The following is a 21,810-nucleotide window of genomic DNA, read 5'->3' on the forward strand; positions in this document are numbered from 1 at the left end:
CCCATGCCGCCCCGACACCCATTCCGCACCGGCACTCGATCCGCGCCGACACCTGATCCGCGCCGACACCCGAAAGGAAGAGTATGAGCAGCAATCACCCGGCCTCCGTCCCGGAGGCTGACGACACGAAGGACCCGGCACGTACGCCCTCCCTGCCCGAGCAGGAGCGGGCGCGGCCGGGCCCCGATCCGGCGCCCGTCGCCCCGCGCCGTGGGGCGCGTCGTCCTCCGCCGGTGGTGATCTGGGCGTGCCTGGGGGTGTTCTTCGTCGTATTGCAGGTGTACGTCCTGGCCAGTTGGGTGGCCGATGGCACGGGCATCGACAAGGCGGACGGGGATCACCAGTTCAGCACCACCCGGCAGGTGATCGGGCTGGTCGTGCCGCTCAGCACGGTGGTGCCGGTCGTGCTGCTCACCCGCCAATACGTGCGGGACTCGCGCGCTCAGGGGCGGGCGACCTTCGATTTGCTGCTGGTCGGCGGCTGTGTGCTCAGCGCCTGGCAGGACCCGTTGGTGAACTGGTTCGATCCGGTGGTCACCGTGAACACCAACCAGTTCCTGGCGTCGAGTTCCTGGGGACCGTACGTACCCGGCTGGCAGGGGCCGGGGCCGCATCAGCAGGCGGAGATGCCGCTGCACGCGCTCGTCGCCGGGATGGGAACCGTGATCGCGGCCGTCGCGGTGGGCGCCGGCGTGCAGTGGCTGGCCAACCGCCGTCCCGAGATCCGCCGGATCCGGCTGGTGGGGTTCGCCTTCCTTCTGGGGATGCTGCTGACCGTCGCGTCGGAGTCGTTCTTCCCGCTGCTCGGCTTCTTCATCTGGTCGGGCGCCACTCCGGCGCTGACGTTGTTCAGCGGCTCCTGGTACCAGTTCCCGCTGTACGAAGTCGTCGTGGCGGGCGCCTACTTCGCCACCCTGGCCATGCTTCGCTTCTCGGTGAACGAGCGGGGCGAGAGGCTGATGGAGCGCGGGGTCGGCGATCTGTCGTGGCGGCACAGCACCTGGCTGCGGCTGCTGGCGGTGGCCGGGGCCACCAACGTGGCCTATCTCGCGTACGTGGCCGGGCATGTGCTGTTCGCCTGGAACCACGGCGCTCCCCCCGACGACCTGCCGGAATTCTTCCGCCCCGCCGCCGCGTACTGACGCCGGCGCGCTCTTCCCGCTCCAGTGCGCCACGCGGGCCCCACCGGCAACGGTTGGGGCCCGCGATGTACGTGCCGGGGGCAGGACCGGCCGAGGGACGCGCCGGACCGCGAGATCCAGACGGCTCAGGAGCCTGGGAGCCGGGGCGGGAGCGGATTCCGGCGCGGTGTCGAACGATTCGTGCCGCGGCGGGAGCTGCGCCAGGACCAGCCGGGCGGCGGTGATGTGGTCGGACGCGGTGTTCGAGCCCGCGTTGCCCGGCCTGAGCAGGGCGCGGTCACACCCAGGATGATCTTGATCAGCCCAGGAAGCTCAGCCGAACCTGCCGGTTGACATTGGAGACGTTGGTGTCCACGAGGCACACCGACTGCCACGTCCCGAGCTCCAGGCTCCCGCCGATCACCGGTAGCGTCGCGTGCGGCGGCACGAGCGCGGGCAGGACGTGGTCGCGGCCGTGGCCGGGGCTGCCGTGGCGGTGCTGCCAGCGGTCGTCGGCCGGGAGCAGGGTGTGCAGCGCGGCGAGGAGGTCGTCGTCGCTGCCTGCGCCGGTCTCCAGGATCGCGAGGCCCGCCGTGGCATGCGGCACGAAGAGGTTCAGGAGGCCGTCACGGCCGGCCGCGACCTCACTCAGGAAGGCTTCGCAGTCGCGGGTCAGGTCATGGACCGTCTCGGTGGAGCCGGTGGTGACCCGGAGGACTCGGGTGGTGAACGCATCGGACATGCCCCCATCCTCCCCCACTCTGCCTCCGGGCGCCTTGCCGCCGACCCGACTTTTCTTATGTGGCGCCATATATGGCCAGCGCGGTGAATACACCCCGATGACCAGAAACGTCATGAGCGATTCCCAAACCGGGCATCGCAAAGCGCGTTTTGTGACCCACCTCACACCGTGACGCACAAAGGATCATGCTGCTCCATATCCACATCCCTCTTTACCTGTGACACGATGCCAATGCGTTGACAGTGCCACCCAATCCGGGTGGCGGTACGGTGAATCTTTCTCGACAGTTCTGGCTGGCCGCAATTCGGGGGAACATGAATGACGGCACTTATTGTCATCGGCTATCGGAATGATCTGGACCGCGCACTGCACAGCCGGGGGCTCGACCCTTTCTATATCGTCCAGCCGCCGGCCAACCCACCCAGGGAAAAGAATTACAAGCTCGTCAATGACATGGAGAACGCCCAGGAAATCCTGCGGGCGGCCCTCTCCATCCCGCTCGACGACGTCGCCGGCGTACTCAGCGTCCACGAGATGGGCGTTTTCGGCGCCGCTTTCCTGCGACAGCACCTCGGCCTGCCGGGGCATTCCGATCCCGCGGCGACCCTCTACTTCCGGGACAAGTACCTCCAGAAGAGCAGACTGCCGGACCACGTCCGGCGCGCACGCTGCCGGTACGTGACGAGTGATACCTCGTACGCCGGACTCGTGGACGACCTGGGAGACACCTTCGTCGTCAAGCCCGCCACCGGAGCCGGTTCGGTCCGTACGAGCGTCGTGCGCTCGCCGGAGGAGTACGCCCGGGCCCTGGAGGCCGTGCCCGGCCCGTCGGACGTGGGGATCGTCGCCGAGTCGTTCGTCGATGCCCCGGAGGTCTACGTCGACGGCGTCTGGCGGGACGGCGGCCTGCGCTGGTACTCCATGAGCAGCTATCACACCGCCCCGCTCAGCGCCGTCGAGGGCGGCGTCCTCGCCGCGCACGTACTGGACCGGCGGCAGCACGAAACGCTCTTCGAGCGTGCGGAGGCCCTCGCCGGGGAGGTGCTCGGCAGCCTCGCCGCACCCGACTGCGTGTTCCATCTCGAAGCGTTCCATCAGGACACCGGCCTGACCTTCGGCGAATGCGCCATTCGCCTTCCCGGCGCCCTCTCCCCGCGCGTGAACAAGCTGACCCACGGCGTCGACCTGTTCGACGTCGAGATCAGCCTGGCGCTCGGCGAGGAGCCGGCCCAGGATCTGACACAACGCACCCCGGACCGCTTCTACGGATACATGCTGCTGCGCCGCTTTCCCGGCAGCGAGCTGACCCAGGAAGACTTCGCACGTAATTTCCGGTTCGACGAATTGCAGTACGACTCTTCGCCCGACGCTCCGGTCGGCCCGTACGGCAGGGTCGGAGAGGCCGTCGTATCCGACCCGGACGAGCTCGAACTGCAGAAGACGATCCAGGAGATCGTGCGCTTCAACGAAATCGGCGGCGGATAAGAAGCCGCGCCTGAACGGTCGCGACCAGAGGGCGTCACGCTCTCCGTGCGGCGTATTCGTGTGCAATCTACGGGAGCTTCCGCGACAATCTCGCGGTGCCCGCCCCTCACCATGCGTGGACGATACCGCGGTTCATCCCACCCGGAGCCATTGCGCCCATCAGCATGCATTCACCGTGACCAGCGACGGAATCACTCACATTCCGCCCCTCCCGATCGGAGGCTTTCGCCATCATGTCGAATTCATCACTCATGGATCAGCCCCGTTTCTCGACGCTTCCCGAACTGTTGGATGACGCGGCCCGCCACACCTCGCGCGGTGTGACGTTCGTCGGCGGCTCCTTCCTCTCCTACGCCGAGCTGCGGGAGTCCGCGGAGCGGATCTCGCGGGGGCTGCGCGGTCAGGGCGTGGCCCCCGGCGACCGAGTGCTGATCGTCGCCGACGGCCCCGCGACCTTCTTCCGCGCCTTCTGGGGCTGCGTGCTCAGCGGTGTGGTGCCGTGCCCCGTCGCGCCGCCCGCGGACCCGCCCCGGTGGCGGGCCCAACTGCGCCATCTGCGTGAACTCCTGGCGGACCCCCTGGTGATCACTGCCAAGGGAGGCCACGGAGACCTGCCGGATGACGGCCTGCGAACCGTCACGGTGGAGGAGCTGGAGCACACGTCCCCCGCTGAGGAACTGGACCACGCGTCCCCCGCTGCCGAGTGGACCCACGCGCCCGCCCCCGGCGATCTCGCCCTGCTGATGCTCACCTCCGGTTCCACCGGCAGGAGCAAGGCGGTCAGGCTCACCCACGCCCATCTCCTCGCGGCGCAGGCCGGGAAGGCGGAAGCGCTCGAACTCGGCCCCGACGACACGTCGTTGAACTGGATCTCCACCGATCACATCGCCGCGATCGAGGCGCATCTGCTGCCCATGTTCAACGGTGCCGACCAAGTCATGACGGACCCGGCCACAGTCCTCGCCGATCCCGTCGAATTCCTCAGGCTGCTGTCGGCGCATCGCGTGCGGGTGACTTTCACGCCCAACTTCCTGTTCGGGCAGATCAATCAAGCGCTCGACCACCGGCCGCCTTCCCGGCAGGAAGTGGACCTGTCCGAAATCCGGCACATCATCTCCGGTGGCGAGGCCACGGTGACCGCCACCGTCCGGGAATTCCTGGACACCCTCTCCGCGTACGGATTGCGCGACGACGTGATCGTGCCCGCCTTCGGGATGACCGAGACGTGCGCGGGCAGCGTCTTCAACCGCGACTTCACCGACCGCGACCCGGAGGCCGAGTTCCCGCCGCTCGGCCGTCCCGTGCGCGGCCTGCGCATCCGTATCGCCGACGGCTCCGGGAAGATCCTGGCAGCCACCGGCCGGCCGGGCAGCGCGGAGCCCGGTGAGGTGCAACTGCGTGGCCCGATGGTGACGGACGGGTACTTCAACAACGACGAGGCGACCGCGGAGGCCTTCACCGCCGACGGCTGGTTCCGCACCGGTGACCTGGGGCGGCTCGACGCGGCGGGCCGGTTGACGCTGGTGGGCCGGACGAAGGACTCCATCATCGTCAACGGCGTCAACTACTACAGCCATGACCTGGAGACCGTCCTCGACGAGCTGGGCGAGATCAGGCGCGGCCAGGTGGCGGCCTTCCCGATCCGGCCCGAGGGAGCCGACTCGGAGCAGCTCGCCGTCGCGTTCGCACCGGCGGGCGACCTCACCGACGACACAGCCGTGTACCAGGCGATCGTGGCCATCCGGAGCTCGACGGTGATGCACTGGGGCTTCCGCCCCCAGTTGATCCTGCCGGTCACCGAGGCCGAGATCCCCCGAGGCAACCTCGGCAAGGTCCAGCGGTCACGGCTGCGCACGGCCGTGGAGGACGGCAGCCTCGCCGGGGCCGTTCACCGCGCCGAGGAGGTGAGCACCCGCTTCCTCGGCCGCCATGTGGCTCCCGAGGGGGACGTCGAGACCGCGCTCGCGGAGATCTACGCCCGCGTCCTGAACACCGCGAAGGTCCCGGTGACCGCCAGCTTCTTCGACCTGGGCGGCACCTCACTCGACGTGCTGCGGCTGAAACTGGAGATACAGATCGCGTTCGGCATCGACGACGTGCCGATGTCGACCCTGCTCCAGGCTCCGTCCGTCCGCGCACTGGCCGGTAGCCTCGGCGCCGGGCGCGAAGCCGCCGGGGACTCCGCCTACGACCCGCTGGTGCCACTACAGGTCACCGGCGACGGGACCCCGCTGTTCTGCGTGCATCCGGGCCTCGGAGAGATACTCGTCTTCATCAACCTCGCCCAGTACTTCACCGGCGAGCGGCCCTTCTACGCCCTGCGGGCGCGGGGCTTCGGAGAGGGCGAGACCCATTTCGGGTCCTTCGACGAGATGGTCTCCACCTACGTGGAGGCGATCCGGCGGACGCAGCCCACCGGCCCCTACGCCGTCGCGGGCTACTCCTACGGCGCCGCCGTCGCCTTCGAGATCGCCAAGCGCCTCGAAGCGGCGGGTGGTGAGGTCAAGTTCGTGGGCGTCTTCAATCTGCCGCCCAGTATCTCCGACCGGATGAACGAGATCACGTTCACCGACGGGGCGATCAACCTGGCCCTGTTCCTCGAACTGATCGACCCCGCCGACATCGAGGGCCTCACCGCCAAGCTCGCGCCCCTGCCCGAGGCGGAGCAGCTCTCGTACCTGATCGACCAGGCACCACGGCGCAGGCTCACCGAACTCGACCTCACCGTGCGCCGGTTCACCCGCTGGGTCCACCTGGCGCAGAGCATGGTGCACCTTGGCCGCACCTACGAACCCTCGGGCTCGGTGGACCGGGCGCACGTCTTCTACTGCACCCCCCTGAAGGGCACCAAGCAGGAGTGGCTGGAGGGCCGGCTGCGCCACTGGGACGACTTCACCCGCGGCCCCAACACGTACATCGAGGTCGACGGCGAGCACTACACCCTGATGAGCCCGCAGCACGTACGGACCTTCCAGGCGACACTGCGACGCGAGCTGACCCACGCGCTCGGCCGATGACACCCGACGCTCGTCGCACACAGTCAACGCACACCGCTCGTCACACACCGCTCGTCGCACAGACGCACACCGTTAAGGACGGTCAGAGTCATGCATGGCAAGAAGATTCTCGTCACCGGCGGGACCGGGCAGGTCGCGAGGCCCGTCGCCGAAGCGCTCGCTCCCGACAACGAGGTGTGGTGCCTGGGCCGCTTCGGGGACCACACCGCCCGCAGGGCCCTGGAGGAACGGGGCGCGCGCACCTTCACCTGGGACATGGCGGCCGGTGACCTGGCGGAGCTGCCGCGCGACTTCACCCACGTACTGCACTCCGCCGTGCACCGCGGCGACGGCGCCGACTTCGATGAGACGGCCCGCGTCAACGCCGTGGGCACCGCCCGGCTGATGACACACTGTTCGCGGGCCGAGGCGTTCCTGTACGTGTCCTCCGGAGTGGTCTACAACCGGGCCGACCGCACCCACCGCTACCGGGAGAGCGACCCTCTCGGCGGGGCGGCGCCCTGGCTGCCGACATACCCCGTGGCCAAGCTCTCCGCCGAGGGCGTGGTGCGCGGCCTGAGCGAGGCGCTCGGCCTGCCGTCGGTCATCGCCCGGCTCAACATCGCCTACGGGGTGCACGGCCACGGCGGCGTACCCATGATCCTCTTCAATCAGATGCGGGCGGGCAAGCCGTGCGCGGTGCCCCTGGAGGGGCAGAACTACTGCAACCTGCTGCACGCCGACGACCTCGTCCGGCAGGTGCCGCTGCTGTGGGGCGCGGCGCAGGCGCCGGCCCGCGTCCTCAACTGGGGCGGTGACGAGGAGGTGGGCATGACCGACCTGCTGAAGTACATGTCCGAACTCACCGGGGTGCCGGTCCTGCTCGACCGCGGCGACTACAGCCGCGAGACGGCGGTGTTCGACCACGAGAGGCGCCGCTCGCTCATCGGTGACTGCTCCGTCGGCTGGCGGGAGGGCATCGCCCGGACCCTGGCCGAGCTGTACGAGGAGTACCGCGACCGCATCGAGAAGTACGCCGCCGAGCGCGGGTACGGCCTCCGGGGCGAGGGGGCCCGGCATGCGTAGGCCCGCGGATCTCGACGCGCTGCGGCAGGTGCTGAGCGCCGCCCTCGGCTCCGAGGAGCCCGTGGCCCGGCTCGCGCGGCTCGGCGTTCTGCGGGACGCGGTCGACACCTCGGTCCTTGAGCGACCCACCCTCGTGGGCGGCGGCGCCCTGTACGGCCCGTCCAGCCCCGCGCCCACGGGCCGGATTCTCGACGCGCTGGCCCGCGACGCGCGGTCCCTGGACGTGCCGCAGCTCCTCGTGCCCCATGTGCGCCGCACCGATGACGCGGGCGCGCTGCGGGCCGCCGGTCTCGTGCCCTTCGCCGCGGGCAGCGAATGCGTCGTCCGGCTGACCGGCGAGGTCGACGACATCCTGCGCGACCGTGTGGGCGCACGCCAGCTCCGCGATCTCCGCCGCCGTCAGCACGCGGTCTCCAAGGTTGCGACGTGGGAACGCATACCTCTGACCAGGCTCGACACGGAGTCCTGGGCCAAGGACGCCTTCGTGGAACTCCACCGGCGCCGCGCGACACGCGCCGGGGCCGGCCACCATTCGTACGGGGCCGTCGCCCACTACCTGTACGGGGCCGGCCACCACCCGTACGGGGCCGAGGCCCTAGACGCGTGGGCCCGCGGCTCGCTGGCGGACCGCACCGAGCTGTTCGTGCGGCGTCGCGGGAGCACCGTCGTGCAGGCGGGGCTCCTGGTCAGGTCCCACAGCGGCCGAGGCGTCTACCTCCTCACGCAGGCCGCCGACCGCGACGACCCCCTCGCCCGGTACAACCTGTATCTGGCGGCCGTGTACCGGCTCTGCCTCGACGCGCGGCGCTTCGGGCTCGACTGGGTGCACCTCGGCCGGGGGGACGCCGAGCGCATGCGCCGGCTCGGGGCCGACCTGTTCGTCCCCTTGGACCACTGGGTGCGCGCCGAGGGGCTCGCGGCGCCGGAGGAGGTGGGTGCCCCATCGGAGTTGTCGCGCTTCGCGGCGCCGCCCGTCGCGACGGTTCCGGTGCCGGGGCCCGCCCGGTTCCGTGACAAGCCGCGGTTCGACATGGTCGACCTGTCGGGCAACACCAACCCGTTTCTCGGCGCCGAGGCCCGCTATCCCCATCTGGACACGGCGGAGCTGGCTCGTACGTACCTCTCCCGGGTCGGGAAACTGCCTGGCCAGGAGGGCCTCGGTTCGCTCGGCGCCGGCCATCTGCTCTTCACCAGTGGAGCCGTCGACGCCGTCATGCTGCTGCTGGTCGCGCTGGCGTCGCCCGGCGAGCGGGTGTGCGTCACCCCGCCGACCTTCGAGCTCTACGCCCACTTCGCCCGCCTGCTGCGGCTGCCCGTCGTCGAGTCACCGCTGCGGGGCGAGGACCTGTCCGAGATCGACGTCGAGGAAATCCTGGCGGCCGATCCCCGGGTGACCATCCTGTGTGATCCGAACAACCCCGTCGGTACGAGGCTCGACCGTGGGCAGGTCCTCGACCTGATCACGCGCACGAAGGGGCTCGTCGTGATCGACGAGGCCTATGTCGAGTTCAGTGAGAACCCGTCTTACGCCGGGCTCGTCGAGGAGCATGACAACCTCATCGTGCTGCGGACCCTCTCCAAGGCGTGGGGGCTCGCGAGCGCGCGCTGCGGCATCGCCCTGGCCGGGCCCGGCCTCGTCGACGCCCTGCGGCGGGTGCAGGTCCCCTTCGGTTTCACCGACGCCTCCCAGCGTGCGGTACGCGACCGGCTGACCAACTCCCGGAAGGTGACGGCCTCCATCCGGCTCATCCGCGCCGAGCGCGAGCGGATGGCGGCGGCTCTCGCCGCGCACCCGGCGGTGGAGCGGGTCTTCCCCACCGAGGCCAACTTCCTGCTGGTCCGGCTCCACAAGCACGAGTACGTGATGGAGCAGCTTCGCGGCGCGGGCATCATCGTCGCCGACACCGGGCGCCTCATACCGTCCACCTGCCGCGTCTCCATCGGCACGCGCCGCGCCAACGACACCCTGCTCGACGCGCTCACCGCGGCGCTGTGATCGGTCGCGCACCTTGTGATCGGTCGCGCACGTATCGAGGCACAGCCCGCACGCATGAAGGCGCCGCACACACCTGTCGCCTGTCGAGCGGCACACACCTGTCGCCTGTCGAAAGGCCGAAAGGACCCGGTTCATGGACAACGATTCTCCTCCCGACACCTCCCTGACCAGCACCGTCGTCGCCGACGGGTACGACCGTTGGAGCGCGCCGCTGCACGCGGAGTTCGACGCCAACAGCCACCACGACGGCATCGGCCAGAAGCTGGTGCACGAGACCGACCAGGTGCGGGTCTGGGAGACGCATCTGCTGCCGGGTGAGCGCATACCCGTGCACCGGCACGTCCTGGACTACACCTGGATCGCCCTCACCGGCGGCCGCGCCCGCCAGCACGCCGCCGACGGCACGTCACGTGAGATCTCGTACGAGCGCGGGCAGACCCTGGTCTTCTCCCTGGCCGGGGGCCGCCATCACCTGCACGACCTGAAGAACATCGGCGACGAGGTCCTGTCGTTCCTGACGGTGGAGACCAAGGATGATCCCTCGGTCTGCGAGAGCCGGAGACGCAGGGAAGATCCGGCGACCCCGGGGAGTTAGTAGAAACGTGAACGACATCGGGGTACGAGAAGCAGCGGGCGGCCCGGCGGCGAACGAAGTGGACGTCGTCGTCATCGGCGCCGGGCAGGCGGGCCTGTCCAGCGCCTACCACCTGCGGCGTACGGGCCTCGAACCGGGCCGGGACTTCGTGGTCCTCGACCACGCGCCCCGGCCCGGCGGCGCGTGGCAGTTCCGGTGGCCCTCCCTGACGTACGGCAAGGTGCACGGCATGCACGCGCTGCCGGGCATGGAGCTGACCGGCGCCGACCCCGCACGGCCGTCCTCGGAGGTCATCGGGGAGTACTTCACCGCGTACGAGGACCGCTTCGATCTGCGGGTGCGTCGCCCCGTCGACGTCGACGCGGTGCGGGAGGGCGACGGCGGGCGGCTGCTCGTGGAGACCTCGGCGGGCACGTGGTCGACGCGCGCGCTGATCAACGCCACGGGCACGTGGGACCGGCCGTTCTGGCCCCGCTATCCGGGGCAGGAGACGTTCCGTGGACGGCAGTTGCACACCGCCGTCTACCCGGGGCCGGAGGCCTTCGCGGGACAGCGGGTGATCGTTGTCGGCGGTGGGGCGTCGGGCACCCAGCACCTGATGGAGATCGCTCCCCTCGCGGCGGAGACCACCTGGGTCACCCGGCGTCCGCCGGTCTTCCGCGAGGGCCCGTTCGACGAGGACTGGGGCCGCTCGGCCGTGGCCATGGTCGAGGAGCGCGTACGCCAGGGCCTGCCGCCGCGCAGCGTGGTGTCGGTGACCGGCCTCCCCGTGAACGACGCGATCCGGGCGGCGCGGGCCGCCGGGGTCCTCGACAGGCTGCCGATGTTCGACCGCGTCACGCCGACCGGCGTCGCGTGGGACGACGGTCGCCGGGTCGACGCCGACGTCATCCTCTGGGCGACGGGTTTCCGCGCGGCGATCGACCACCTGGCGCCCCTACGCCTGCGTGAGCCGGGCGGCGGCATCCGCATGGAGGGCACGCGGGCAGCCGCCGATCCCCGCGTCCACCTGGTCGGTTACGGCCCGTCGGCAAGCACGATCGGCGCCAACCGAGCGGGCCGAGCCGCCGTACGCGACATCCAGCAGCTACTTACGGGCGCGCCGGCGGCGGTCTGAGCGGGGCCCCGGTGCCGGCGGCGGTCTGAGCGGGACCGGTGCCCGGCCTTGGCGGCGGCTTGGGCCCGGTGCCGGTGCGGTAGCGGCTGCGGCTGCGGCAGCCGCGGCGGGCTGAGTGAGGTCTACTGGCCGACCCGCCCGTCGACGCACTCGCGCAGCAGATCGGCGTGCCCGCAGTGGCGGGCGTACTCCTCGATCCTGTGCACCATCAGCTCGCGGACCGCGACCCGGTCCTTGCCGACACGCTCGCCCAGGTCCTTGTGCTCGGCCAGCGCGGCGTCGGTCGCGGCCTGCTCGCGCTCCAGGTCGGCGAACGCGGCGTCGACCTCCGCCGGGTCCGCGACGGCGCCGTCGAAGTCCGCGTCCCGCTCGCCGTACAGCTTCGGCACCGGGTCGCCTTCGGTCATCCAGCTGCGCCAGTCCCGCTCCACCTCGACGAGGTGCCGGATCAGGCCGAGCAACGACATCGTCGACGGCGGAACCGACCTACGGGCCAACTGCTCCGCGTCCAAGCCCTCGCACTTCAACCGCAGGGTCAGGCGGTAGTTCGCCAGGAAGTCCAGCAGCGTCGCGAGCTCGCCGTCCGGGGTGCCTCCTCCGTTGCCACGGGGGTCGTCGTCCGGGTCGGCCCACATGTCGGGGTAGACGCTCGCCTGGCTCCATCGCTCCGCTGGGTCACTCATGCGCCTCATGGTGGTCCCTACGGACACGGGCTCGCCAGTTGTTTTACCCTCGGGCCCGCGCACCACCGGCGCCCTCGGCCCGGTCCCGGCCCAGTCGTCAGCTCTGCTTGCTCACTAGCTCTGCTTGCTCACTTCATTGAACTCCTTGACGTTCCGCTGGTGCTCCTCGTAGTCCGCCGTGAAGCGCGTGTCGCCCGGCTTCACCGTCACGAAGTACAGCCAGTCCCCCGCCGGTGGGTTGGCTGCGGCCCGAATCGCCGCTTTCCCCGGGTTGCTGATCGGTGTGGGCGGCAGGCCCATGCGCGCGTAGGTGTTGTAAGGGCTGTTGACCTTCGTGTCGCGGTCGCTGGTGATCAGCGTGGAGCGGTTGAGGGCGTAGTTGACGGTGGAGTCCATCTGTAGGGGAATGCCCTGGTCGAGACGGTTGTAGATGACGCGGGCCACCTTGCCCATCTCCTCCTTGGACCCCGCCTCCGCCTCGATCATGCTGGCGATGGTGACCGTCTGGTAGACATTCACCGCGTTGCGGTCGGCGCCCGCCGTGACGCTGCCGCCGTCGTACTTCTTGTTCGCGGTGTTCACCATGTACGAGAGCACGGACGCCGGTGTCGACCGGGCACTGAGCGGATAGGTCGCCGGGAAGAGATACCCCTCCGGGTTGCCGCCCGCGTCGGCGGGAAGCTTGAGCCCGGCCTTGGGCACCGCCTGCTTCGTGGTACCCGCGGGGACCCGCAAGGCCTTGTCCACCGCCTCGTACACCTGACCCGAGCGCCAGCCCTCCGGGATGGTCAGGGTTTCGGGCCGCGCGTCATCCTCCGGCAGTAGCAGTGGCACCGCCACGGCGGTGGCCGCCACGACGGCTCCGGCCGCGATCAGGGCGATGCGCCCCCGTCGCGTCAGTCGAATCATGCCCCGTCTCGTGCACCGTCTCCTGCCCCGCCTCGTGCCCCGTCTCGTGCCCCCGCGCGGAATCTTGATCTGCATGTCGGAACGTTAACCCGCAAATGGGGGCATTCTTTGCATATCTTCATGTCGCGGGCTCCAGTTGAGCGTCCCGGCGGACGAGGGCGGCGTAACGCCCGTCGCGTTCCATGAGCTCCTCGTGCGTACCCCGCTCGGCGGTACGCCCGCCGTCCAGAACGACGATCTGATCGGCGCCCCGGACCGTGGAGAGCCGATGAGCGATGGTCAGGGTGGTGCGGTCGGCGGAGAGGGCGTCGATGGCCTCCTGTACCGCCCGCTCCGTACGGGTGTCCAGCGCGCTGGTGGCCTCGTCGAGGATGAGGACCGGCGGATCACGCAGGATGGTGCGGGCGATGGCGAGCCGCTGCTTCTCACCGCCCGAGAAGCGGTGACCGCGCTCGCCGACCACGGTGTCGTACCCATCGGGCAGCGACGCGATGTGGTCGTGGATCTGCGCGGCACGAGCCGCGGCCATCAGCTCCTCGTCGGTGGCGTCGGGCTTGGCGAAGCGGAGGTTGTCGGCGACCGAGGCGTGGAAGAGGTACGTCTCCTGGGAGACCACGCCGACCGCGCGGGCCAGGGTGTCGAAGTCGAGGTCCCTCACATCGACCCCGTCGAGGGTGACGCGGCCGCCCGTGACGTCGTACAACCGGGGCACGAGGTGGCTCAGCGTGGACTTCCCGGAGCCGGTCGCCCCGACCACGGCCAGGCTGCCGCCGGCGGGTATCGCCACGTCGATGCCCTGGAGCGTGGGCCCGGACTTCTCGTCGTAGCGGAACTCGACGTCCTCGAAGCGCACTTCGCCCTTGATCTTGTCGAGGCGGACGGGGTGCTCGGGCTCGGTGATGTCGACGTCCAGGTCGAGGTACTCGAAGATGCGCTGGAAGAGCGCGAGCGAGGTCTGGATCTGCACACCGGTGGAGAGCAGGCTCACGGTCGGGCGGAACAGGCCCTGCTGGAGCGAGACGAAGGCGACGAGCGTGCCGATGGAGACCGTCGGGCCGCCCATCTGGAAAGCGAGACCCGCGCTCCAGTAGATGACGGCGGGCATGGCGGCCATCACGATCGAGATGACGGCCATCCGCCAGCGGCCCGCCATGTTCGAGCGGATCTCCAGGTCGACGAGGCGCTCGGACTCGTCGGCGAAGGACTTGGTGAGCGAGTCGGCACGGCCCATCGTGCGGCCGAGGACGATGCCGCTCACGGAGAGCGACTCGGTCACCGTCGCGGCCATCGCGGCCATCTGCTTCTGGCGCTGTGTGGCGATCTTCTTGCGCTCGCGGCCGACGCGGCGGCTGATCCATACGAACACCGGGAGCAGCAGCAGCGAGACGACGGTCAGGCGCCAGTCGAGGGCGAGCATGGCGACGACCGTGGCGATCACGCTCGTCAGGTTCGACACGAGGGACGTCGCGGTGGACGTGACGGTGGCCTGCATGCCGCCGATGTCGTTGGCTATCCGGGACTGGACCTCGCCCGTGCGGGTGCGGGTGAAGAAGGCCAGGGACATGCTCTGCAGCCGGCCGTAGACCGCGGTGCGCAGGTCGTGCATGACCCGCTGCCCCACGGATGTGCTGATCAGGGTCTGCAGGACGCCGAAGACGCTGGTGACCACCGCGCTGAGGATCATGCCGAGCGCGAGCAGGCTCAGCAGGCCCGTACGCCCCTGGGGGATCGCGGTGTCGAGGATCTCCTTGAGCAGGAAGGGGGTGGCGACCGACACCAGGGAGGCGGCGCAGACCAGCAGGCCCACGAGCGCGAGGCGGGCACGGTAGGGACGGAAGAGGCGGAGGATTCGGCGCATCTGGCGCGGCGGTTCCTGGCCGGGGGCCTGAGGTGGCGGCGTCCAGGTGGGTTCGTCGTGGCGCATGGGCTCCTTTCCGATGCTGGACGGCGGTCGACGGAAGTGACCGGCGATCGAGGGACGGCGGTCGACAGGCGTGCCCCGATGATGACTCGTGGAGCATAGCTCACTGTTACCTATACTCACAATGCACAAGGTCCTGGTAAAGTTCCCGCATGGACACCCCGGACCCCGACGGCCTGCTCGCCGAACAGTTGCTGCGGCTGACCCGCAGGCTGCAGCGGATCCAGAAACGCCATCTGGTGCCGGTCGGCATCACGCCCGCGCAGTCCCGCCTGCTGCGCACTCTGGCGCACTACGAGACGCCGCCGCGCATGGCAGACCTCGCCGAGCGCCTGGAAGTGGTCCCCCGCGCCGTGACCACGCTGGTCGACGGCCTGGAGGCGGGCGAGCTGGTGCGCCGCGTGCCCGATCCCACCAACCGCAGGGTGATCCGCATCGAGCTCACCGATACCGGCCTCAAGGCCCTCGGTGAGCTGCGCCGCGCGCGCCGGGCCGCCGCGGAGGACATCCTGGCTCCACTGGACACGGAGCAGCGGGCACAGTTGGGCGGCCTGCTGAACGCGTTGTTCGAGGTTCCGGATGTCCGGCGCTGCTGAGCACGCCCGTACCGCTGCCCGACGAGTGACCGTCACCGCCGAGGAGAGCCATGCCGCTGCTGGAACCCGGACAGGACGCCCTGCGCCCGACGACGCGTGAGACAGGCCCGGCAGCCGATCGCGTGCCGGACGGACGGGCCACCGGCACCCCGGAGCCGCTGCGCTCCGACCTGGTCGCGCTGCTCGGTGCGGAGAAAGTCCTGACCAAGGTCTCCGACCTGGTGCGGTACGCGTCGGACGCGAGCCCGTACCGCTTCCTGCCGCAGGTCGTGGTCGTCCCCGAGGACATCGACGACGTGTCGGCGGTCCTCTCGTACGCGCACGGCAAGGGCCGCGAGGTCGTCTTCCGTGCGGCGGGCACCTCGCTGAACGGCCAGGCGCAGGGCGAGGACATCCTGGTCGACGTCCGCAAGCACTGGTCCGGCATCGAGGTGCTCGGCGCGGGCGAGCGGGCCCGCGTCCGCCCCGGTACGACGGTGGTGCGCGCCAACGCCACGCTCGCCCGGTATGGGCGGGTCCTCGGCCCCGACCCGGCGAGCGCCATCGCCTGCACCCTCGGCGGCGTCGTCGCGAACAACGCGTCGGGCATGACGGCGGGCACCACCCGCAACTCCTACCGCACGGTCGCCTCACTGACCTTCGTCCTGCCCTCGGGCACGGTCGTGGACACGGCCGCCCCGGACGCCGACGAAGCGCTGGCTCACGCCGAACCCGACCTGTGCGAGGGCCTCCTCGCGATCAAGCGGGAGATCGAGGCGGACGCCGACCTCGTGGCCCGTATCCGCGCGAAGTACCAGATCAAGAACACCAACGGCTATCGCCTCGACGCCTTCCTCGACGGCTCGACGCCCGTGGAGATCCTGCGCGGTCTGATGGTCGGCTCCGAAGGCACCTTCGGCTTCATCTCGGAGATCGTCTTCGACGCGCTTCCGCTGGACCGGTGCACGACCACCGCGCTGCTCTTCTTCCCCTCGCTGCCCGCGGCCGCCGCGGCGGTCCCGGTGTTCAACGCCGCGGGCGCGCTCGCCGTCGAACTGATGGACGGCAACACCCTGCGGGCCTCGGTCAGTGTTCAGGGGGTGCCCGCCGACTGGGCCGAGCTGCCGAAGTCGACGACCGCTCTCCTGGTGGAGTTCCGCGCCCCGGACGAGGCCACGCGTGAGGCGTACGAGGCCGCCGCGGCCAAGGCTCTGGAGGGGCTCGAACTGGTGACGCCCGTGCCGTCCGTGACGAACACGTTCACGCGCGACGCGAAGACCATCGGCGGCTACTGGAAGGCGCGCAAGGCCTTCGTCACCGCCGTCGGCGGCACCCGCCCCTCGGGGACGACACTGATCACGGAAGACTTCGCGGTGCCGCCGGGACGGCTCGCCGAGGCCTGCGAGGCACTCCTGGAGCTCCAGACCCGGCACGGTTTCGACGCCGCCGTCGCGGGCCACGCGGCCCACGGCAACCTGCACTTCCTGCTCGCCTTCGACGCGGGCCTGCCCTCCGACGTGGAGCGCTACGCCGCCTTCATGGACGAGTTCTGCCGCCTGACCGTGGAGCGGTTCGACGGCTCCCTCAAGGCCGAGCACGCCACGGGCCGCAACATCGCACCCTTCCTGGAGCTCGAATGGGGGCCTGAGGCCACCGAGCTGATGTGGCGCACCAAGCAGATCATCGACCCGGACGGCGTACTCGCCCCGCGCATCGTCCTCAACCGCGACCCGAAGGCGCATCTGCGCGGCCTGAAGACCATCCCGAAGGTGGAGCTCATCGCGGACCCGTGCATCGAGTGCGGCTTCTGTGAACCGACCTGCCCGAGCGAGGACCTCACCACGACGCCGCGCCAGCGCATCGTGCTGCGCCGCGAGATGATGCGCCAGCCCGCGGGCTCCCCCGTCGAGGACGCCCTCGTCGACGCGTACGGCTACGACGCCGTCGACACCTGTGCGGGAGACTCGACCTGCAAGCTGGCCTGTCCGGTCGGCATCGACACGGGTGCCCTGATGAAGGACTTCCGCCACGCGCGGCACTCGCCCCGCGAGGAGCGGACGGCCGCGCTGGCCGCGAAGAACTTCAAGGCCGTCGAAGCCTCCGCACGGCTCGCCGTGGCCGCCGCGGACCGCATCAGCGACCGGCTGCTCACCGCGGTGACCCGTGCGGCCCGCAAGGCGGTCCGCCCCGACCTCGTCCCCGAGTGGCTGCCGCAGATCCCCGGGGCCGCCGCACGCAAACGGCCGCGTACCGCGCGCGTGGGGGCGTCGGCCGTGTACTACCCGGCGTGCGTCAACCGCATCTTCGGCGGGCCGGGCGACCGCTCCCTGCCCGAAGCGGTCGTCGCCGTGTCCTCGCGCGCCGGCAGGCCGGTGTGGATCCCGGACGACATCACGGGCACGTGTTGCGCGACGATCTGGCACTCCAAGGGCTATGAAGCCGGCAACAGGCTCATGGCCAACCGCATCGTCGAGGCGGCCTGGGGCTGGACCGCGGGCGGCCGTCTGCCGCTGGTCGTCGACGCCTCGTCGTGCACGCTCGGCATCGCACACGAGGTCGTGCCGTATCTGACCGCCGAGAACCGTGCGCTCCACCGTGAGCTGACGGTCGTCGACTCGATCGTCTGGGCGGCCGACGAGCTGCTCCCCCACCTGACCGTGCACCGCAGGATCGGCTCCGCCGTCCTCCACCCGACCTGCTCGATGCAGCATCTCGGCGACGAGGAGCAACTGCGCGCCGTCGCCGAGGCGTGCGCGGACGAAGTGACCGTGCCGGACGACGCCGGGTGCTGCGCCTTCGCGGGCGACCGCGGCATGCTCCACAAGGAGCTGACCGAGTCCGCCACGCGCAAGGAGGCCGCGGAGATCGCGGACCGCCCCTTCGAGGCGCATCTCTCGGCGAACCGCATGTGTGAGATCGGCATGGACCATGCGACGGGGCGCGGGTATTACTCCGCGCTGCTTGAGCTGGAGCGCGCGACGCGTCCGTGACCGGTGGTGGGCTCGGAGCCGTGGCGCCGTGGTGATGGGAGCCGGTGCCTCCGGAAGTCCATGAAGTCATGGCGGAAGTCCAAGTTCCTGGCCACTTCCGCCCCTTGCGCCGCCGTAGCAGCCCTAACAGGGTGGCTTCCGCCCCAGTGGTAGAGACCAGCCGCCTTTCAGCTACGGAGGTCCGATGCACGAAGAGAACGCGACACCGACTCCCGACAGCGCAACCCCCGACGACCTTACGGAGGGCACGACGGGAGACGGCCACTCGCGCCGCGCGGTGCTCCGCACGGCGGGCCTCGCCGGGGCGGGGATGGGCATCGGCGCCTTCGCGAGCGGCACGGCGCACGCCGACGCGCCCGGCACCGTGCCGGCCGCCGCTGCGTCGGATGCCGCCTCGGCCGCCGAGGACACGGCCAAGGCTCCTGCCCGAAAGGGCCGCACGATGATCGGGGTGCCGTTCGAGCGTCGCTCCACGGTCAGGGTCGGCATCATCGGCCTCGGCAACCGCGGCGGCTCCATGATCGACCTGTTCCTCGCCATCCCGGGCGTACGGGTCGTGGCCCTCTGCGACCCGGTCAAGGACAAGACCGCGGCCGCCGCGAAGAAGGTCACCGCCGCGGGCCAGCCGGCCCCGGCGACGTACACCAAGGGCGATCACGACTACGAGAACCTGTGCGAGCGCGGGGACATCGACTTCGTGTACGTGGCGACGCCGTGGGACTTCCACTTCGAGATGGCCAAGTCGGCGATGCTGAACGGCAAGCACGTCGGCGTGGAGTGCCCCATCGCCCTGCGCCTCGACGAGCTGTGGCAGCTCGTCGACCTGTCGGAACGGACGCGCAGACACTGCATACAGCTCGAGAACTGCTGTTACGGCAAGAACGAGATGCGTGTCCTGCGGATGGCCCACGCGGGCAAGTTCGGCGACCTCCTGCACGGTGCGGGCGCGTACAACCACGATCTGCGCGGTCTCATGTTCGACGCCGACTACTACGAAGGCCCGTGGCGCCGCCTCTGGCACACCCGGCTCCGCGGCGACCTCTACCCCAACCACGGTTTCGGCCCCGTCGCCAACTACATGGACGTCAACCGCGGCGACCGTGTCACCCACATCTCCAGCTTCGGCACGCCCGCCCTCAGCCTCGCCCAGTACCGCGAGGCGCACATGCCCGCGGGTGACCCGAGCTGGAAGGAGACGTACATCGAGAGCGACCGCACCATCAGCCTCGTGCAGACGGCGAAGGGCCGTGTGATCCGTCTGGAGCATGACGTCTCCACGCCCCACCCCTATAGCCGCATCAACAGCCTGGGGGGCACCAAGGGCCTCTTCGAGGACTACCCGGAGCGCATCTACATCGAGCCCGACCACACGAACGACGAGTGGGGCGACTTCGCCGAGTACGCCGACTTCGACCACTGGCTGTGGAAGGAGCACTCCAACCCGCCGGGTGGCCACGGTGGCATGGACTACATCATGATCTTCCGGCTGATGCAGACCATGCGGCTCGGCCTCGTCCCGGACTTCGACGTGTACGACGCCGCGACGTGGACGTCGCCCGTGCCGCTGAGCCACCTCTCGATCAAGGCGAAGGGCGCACCGCAGGCGATACCCGACTTCACCCGCGGACTGTGGAAGAAGGCGCGCCCGGGGATGGACTCGGAGAAGCCGAAGGAGTAGCTGCCGCCGAGTTGTCTTTACGGGGCCGGAGTGAGGGACCGGGACCAGCGGCGGTCGTGCACGTACCGCCGCTGGTCCGGCTGCCGGGCCGGGGCTGGGGCCGCGGTCGCGGTCAGTCGCGGTCGCAGTCAGCCGCGGTCGCGGTCGCGGGTCGCTCAGCAGCGGCGCCGGTCGACCGTCAGGGCGCCCTGCTCGGTGGCCAACGTCCGGTCGTGACAGCCGCCGTCGCCGTACTGCCGGTAGCGCTCGCGGGAGGTGCCCACCGCGTGGCGCTCCTCGCGGGGCACGTTGGCGGTGTACGTGGCGTCCCCGTCGTAACGGTCGTCGGTCATCGACCAGCCGGTGCGCCGTCCGCCGTGGACGGTGACGCTCTCGGCTCGGTCACCGAGAGAGATCTCGGTGCGCAGCCGGTCGCCGACGCCCAGCGTCGTGGTGCCGTCCATCGTGTACGTACGGTCGGTCCGCACCGCGCGGCCGTTCACCGTGACCGTCTCGCGATCGAACCAGGTCGCCTTGAGCGCGTCCAGCGCCTCCCCTTCGGTCCACCGGTGTACAGACGTGTTCTTGAGGGCCCGCGTCACGCTCGTCGTGACACGGCCGTGCGAGGTGTTCACCTGGCCGGAGACGGTGAGGCGGTGACCGCCCTTCGTGTCGAGGCGGTGCGCGCTCCCTGTGGTAGAAGCCGGGGTGTAGGTCGCATCGTTCGCGAGGGGCCCCACGTCATGCCTGGTCAGCTTGCCAGTGACGTGCTCGCTCCGCTCGTCCTGCCAGACCAGGACATTGACGGGGACGCTCCAGCCGGTCTGCGCCTTGGGCACACCGACGACGGAGACCTCGACCTTGTGCGGCCGTCCGTCGTTGAGGAGCCCGGCGAAGGGTGTCAGGTCGTACTCGATGGGCTTGATGTCGAAGGCACGGGGCCCCGGGATCACGTACCAGAGGAAGGGGTTGGACCACCCGCCCGTCCATACGGTCGGGAACGGCGCGGCGATGCCCGCCAACTGGCCGTCCACCTTGACCTGCACCTCGCGGTAGGGGCCTTGGTCGGCCTTGCAGGAGTAGGGCGCGGCATCCGGAACCGTCAGATACCAGTACTCCTCACAGCCGCCGCCGGAGCCGGTCGCGTAGACCTCGGCGACGATGCGCTCGCTGTTGCGCGGGGTGGTGAGGCTGGAGTCGTCGCCGAGGGGAAGCACACGGTCGGGCACCGCGCCGCTGGACCCGGCACCAGCTTTCTCGGGCTTGGACCCGGCATCAGCTTTCTCGGGCTTGGACCCGGTACCGGAGCCCTCGGGCTTGGACCCGGTACCAGTTTTGTCAGGCGTGGCGCCTGTGTCCTTGTCCCGCTCGTAGAACGTCAGCGTCGCCTTGACGTCGATGACCCCGGTGTACGTCTCGTTGACGACGTTGCCGATGAGCATCTCGACGCTTCGGTTCTGCCGCAGCGTCTCGCTGTAGCGGGTGACGTCCTTCTCCACGGACCAGGTGATGCCGTCGGCGGACGGCTCCGGCGTGGACGTACGGAGCACTTCTACGCCGCCGATACGGAGGTATCCGAGCCGGTCGTACTGCCTGCCCTTCACCTTGCCGTCCAGGCGCAGCACCACCTTGCCCCAGCGGTCACCACATCCGCGCGGCGGCGCGTAATCACCGGTGTAGGGCGTGAAGTCCTTGAACTGCGCCTCGGCGACGGTGACCGCACAGGACTTCGTGTGCGGCTTCTTCACCGCGGGTGCGGCGGTGACGGGGTCGTGCCAGTCGGTGCCGAATTCGGGCGGGACGGGGGTCGCCGTGGCGGCCGTGGACGGGGCCGTGCCGAGGAGCGTGCCTGCGGCGACGACCACCCCGATGAACATGGACATGACGCGTCTTCTCATGGGGGTGTTCTATGCGGCCGCGGCCGATCACCGCAATGG

The 21,810-nt window shown here is 70.1% G+C and carries 15 protein-coding genes; 10 read left to right on the forward strand and 5 right to left on the reverse strand.

All coding sequences use genetic code 11. The features are described from left to right. Window positions 1-83: 83 nt before the first annotated feature. Window positions 84-1,142: a spirocyclase AveC family protein gene (locus tag ACRAKF_RS03980; protein ID WP_447035399.1), complete on the forward strand. Its 1,059-nt coding sequence runs from the start codon at window positions 84-86 to the stop codon at window positions 1,140-1,142. 298 nt (window positions 1,143-1,440) lie between these two features. On the opposite strand, the gene ACRAKF_RS03985 is transcribed toward ACRAKF_RS03980, so the two are convergent. Further along, window positions 1,441-1,863, reverse strand: a complete 423-nt coding sequence (locus tag ACRAKF_RS03985; protein WP_447035401.1) for a secondary thiamine-phosphate synthase enzyme YjbQ — start codon at window positions 1,861-1,863, stop codon at window positions 1,441-1,443. Between the two features lie 318 nt (window positions 1,864-2,181). Here ACRAKF_RS03985 and ACRAKF_RS03990 point away from each other — a divergent pair, with 318 nt between their 5' ends. The 6 genes from ACRAKF_RS03990 to ACRAKF_RS04015 all read left to right on the forward strand — a co-directional run bounded on the left by ACRAKF_RS03990 (window position 2,182) and on the right by ACRAKF_RS04015 (window position 11,138). Further along, window positions 2,182-3,348 carry an ATP-grasp domain-containing protein gene (locus ACRAKF_RS03990; protein WP_447035402.1) on the forward strand — a complete coding sequence of 389 codons (1,167 nt, stop codon included), beginning with the start codon at window positions 2,182-2,184 and terminating at the stop codon, window positions 3,346-3,348. A 251-nt stretch (window positions 3,349-3,599) separates the two neighbouring features. Further along, the gene (locus tag ACRAKF_RS03995) at window positions 3,600-6,365 is read left to right on the forward strand and encodes an alpha/beta fold hydrolase (protein ID WP_447035403.1); all 2,766 of its coding nucleotides are present in this window, start codon (window positions 3,600-3,602) and stop codon (window positions 6,363-6,365) included. Between the two features lie 90 nt (window positions 6,366-6,455). Beyond that, window positions 6,456-7,430 carry an NAD-dependent epimerase/dehydratase family protein gene (locus ACRAKF_RS04000; protein ID WP_447035405.1) on the forward strand — a complete coding sequence of 325 codons (975 nt, stop codon included), beginning with the start codon at window positions 6,456-6,458 and terminating at the stop codon, window positions 7,428-7,430. After that, window positions 7,423-9,426 carry an aminotransferase class I/II-fold pyridoxal phosphate-dependent enzyme gene (locus ACRAKF_RS04005; RefSeq protein ID WP_447035406.1) on the forward strand — a complete coding sequence of 668 codons (2,004 nt, stop codon included), beginning with the start codon at window positions 7,423-7,425 and terminating at the stop codon, window positions 9,424-9,426. The genes ACRAKF_RS04000 and ACRAKF_RS04005 overlap by 8 nt, the downstream gene beginning before the upstream one ends. 133 nt (window positions 9,427-9,559) lie before the next feature. Then, entirely contained in the window at window positions 9,560-10,021 is a 462-nt protein-coding gene (locus ACRAKF_RS04010) for a hypothetical protein (RefSeq protein WP_447035407.1), read from the forward strand. A 7-nt stretch (window positions 10,022-10,028) separates the two neighbouring features. Beyond that, complete coding sequence (locus ACRAKF_RS04015) at window positions 10,029-11,138, forward strand: NAD(P)-binding domain-containing protein (protein WP_447035408.1); 1,110 nt, start codon at window positions 10,029-10,031, stop codon at window positions 11,136-11,138. 122 nt (window positions 11,139-11,260) lie between these two features. Here ACRAKF_RS04015 and ACRAKF_RS04020 read toward each other — a convergent pair whose 3' ends face one another. The 3 genes from ACRAKF_RS04020 to ACRAKF_RS04030 all read right to left on the reverse strand — a co-directional run bounded on the left by ACRAKF_RS04020 (window position 11,261) and on the right by ACRAKF_RS04030 (window position 14,654). Continuing rightward, a complete protein-coding gene (locus ACRAKF_RS04020) occupies window positions 11,261-11,830 on the reverse strand; it encodes a DinB family protein (RefSeq protein ID WP_447035409.1) in 570 nt (189 codons plus the stop codon). Between the two features lie 105 nt (window positions 11,831-11,935). Then, entirely contained in the window at window positions 11,936-12,730 is a 795-nt protein-coding gene (gene mltG / locus ACRAKF_RS04025; protein ID WP_447035410.1) for an endolytic transglycosylase MltG, read from the reverse strand. A 118-nt stretch (window positions 12,731-12,848) separates the two neighbouring features. Further along, window positions 12,849-14,654, reverse strand: coding sequence for an ABC transporter ATP-binding protein (locus tag ACRAKF_RS04030; RefSeq protein WP_447035411.1), 1,806 nt, complete (start codon window positions 14,652-14,654; stop codon window positions 12,849-12,851). A 149-nt stretch (window positions 14,655-14,803) separates the two neighbouring features. On the opposite strand from ACRAKF_RS04030, the gene ACRAKF_RS04035 reads away from it, so the two are divergent. The 3 genes from ACRAKF_RS04035 to ACRAKF_RS04045 all read left to right on the forward strand — a co-directional run bounded on the left by ACRAKF_RS04035 (window position 14,804) and on the right by ACRAKF_RS04045 (window position 19,894). After that, on the forward strand, window positions 14,804-15,247 hold the full coding sequence (locus ACRAKF_RS04035; RefSeq protein WP_447035413.1) for a MarR family winged helix-turn-helix transcriptional regulator: 444 nt from the start codon (window positions 14,804-14,806) through the stop codon (window positions 15,245-15,247). Between the two features lie 50 nt (window positions 15,248-15,297). Then, window positions 15,298-18,216, forward strand: coding sequence for an FAD-binding and (Fe-S)-binding domain-containing protein (locus ACRAKF_RS04040; protein WP_447035414.1), 2,919 nt, complete (start codon window positions 15,298-15,300; stop codon window positions 18,214-18,216). Window positions 18,217-18,400: 184 nt separating this feature from the next. After that, the gene (locus ACRAKF_RS04045; protein WP_447035416.1) at window positions 18,401-19,894 is read left to right on the forward strand and encodes a Gfo/Idh/MocA family oxidoreductase; all 1,494 of its coding nucleotides are present in this window, start codon (window positions 18,401-18,403) and stop codon (window positions 19,892-19,894) included. Between the two features lie 155 nt (window positions 19,895-20,049). Here the strand turns inward: ACRAKF_RS04045 and ACRAKF_RS04050 are convergent, their stop codons facing one another. Further along, window positions 20,050-21,771 carry a peptide-N4-asparagine amidase gene (locus ACRAKF_RS04050; RefSeq protein WP_447035417.1) on the reverse strand — a complete coding sequence of 574 codons (1,722 nt, stop codon included), beginning with the start codon at window positions 21,769-21,771 and terminating at the stop codon, window positions 20,050-20,052. Between the last annotated feature and the right edge of the window lie 39 nt (window positions 21,772-21,810).

The sequence above is a fragment of the Streptomyces sp. DSM 118878 genome (assembly GCF_052936595.1).

What these genes read in the sequence shown, in the direction of transcription:
- ACRAKF_RS03980 (WP_447035399.1), top strand. Translation starts at nt 84, where the DNA reads ATGAGCAGCAATCACCCGGCCTCCGTCCCGGAGGCTGACGACACGAAG.
- ACRAKF_RS03985 (WP_447035401.1), bottom strand. Translation starts at nt 1,863, where the DNA reads ATGTCCGATGCGTTCACCACCCGAGTCCTCCGGGTCACCACCGGCTCC.
- ACRAKF_RS03990 (WP_447035402.1), top strand. Translation starts at nt 2,182, where the DNA reads ATGACGGCACTTATTGTCATCGGCTATCGGAATGATCTGGACCGCGCA.
- ACRAKF_RS03995 (WP_447035403.1), top strand. Translation starts at nt 3,600, where the DNA reads ATGGATCAGCCCCGTTTCTCGACGCTTCCCGAACTGTTGGATGACGCG.
- ACRAKF_RS04000 (WP_447035405.1), top strand. Translation starts at nt 6,456, where the DNA reads ATGCATGGCAAGAAGATTCTCGTCACCGGCGGGACCGGGCAGGTCGCG.
- ACRAKF_RS04005 (WP_447035406.1), top strand. Translation starts at nt 7,423, where the DNA reads ATGCGTAGGCCCGCGGATCTCGACGCGCTGCGGCAGGTGCTGAGCGCC.
- ACRAKF_RS04010 (WP_447035407.1), top strand. Translation starts at nt 9,560, where the DNA reads ATGGACAACGATTCTCCTCCCGACACCTCCCTGACCAGCACCGTCGTC.
- ACRAKF_RS04020 (WP_447035409.1), bottom strand. Translation starts at nt 11,830, where the DNA reads ATGAGGCGCATGAGTGACCCAGCGGAGCGATGGAGCCAGGCGAGCGTC.
- mltG (WP_447035410.1), bottom strand. Translation starts at nt 12,730, where the DNA reads ATGATTCGACTGACGCGACGGGGGCGCATCGCCCTGATCGCGGCCGGA.
- ACRAKF_RS04030 (WP_447035411.1), bottom strand. Translation starts at nt 14,654, where the DNA reads ATGCGCCACGACGAACCCACCTGGACGCCGCCACCTCAGGCCCCCGGC.
- ACRAKF_RS04035 (WP_447035413.1), top strand. Translation starts at nt 14,804, where the DNA reads ATGGACACCCCGGACCCCGACGGCCTGCTCGCCGAACAGTTGCTGCGG.
- ACRAKF_RS04040 (WP_447035414.1), top strand. Translation starts at nt 15,298, where the DNA reads ATGCCGCTGCTGGAACCCGGACAGGACGCCCTGCGCCCGACGACGCGT.
- ACRAKF_RS04045 (WP_447035416.1), top strand. Translation starts at nt 18,401, where the DNA reads ATGCACGAAGAGAACGCGACACCGACTCCCGACAGCGCAACCCCCGAC.
- ACRAKF_RS04050 (WP_447035417.1), bottom strand. Translation starts at nt 21,771, where the DNA reads ATGAGAAGACGCGTCATGTCCATGTTCATCGGGGTGGTCGTCGCCGCA.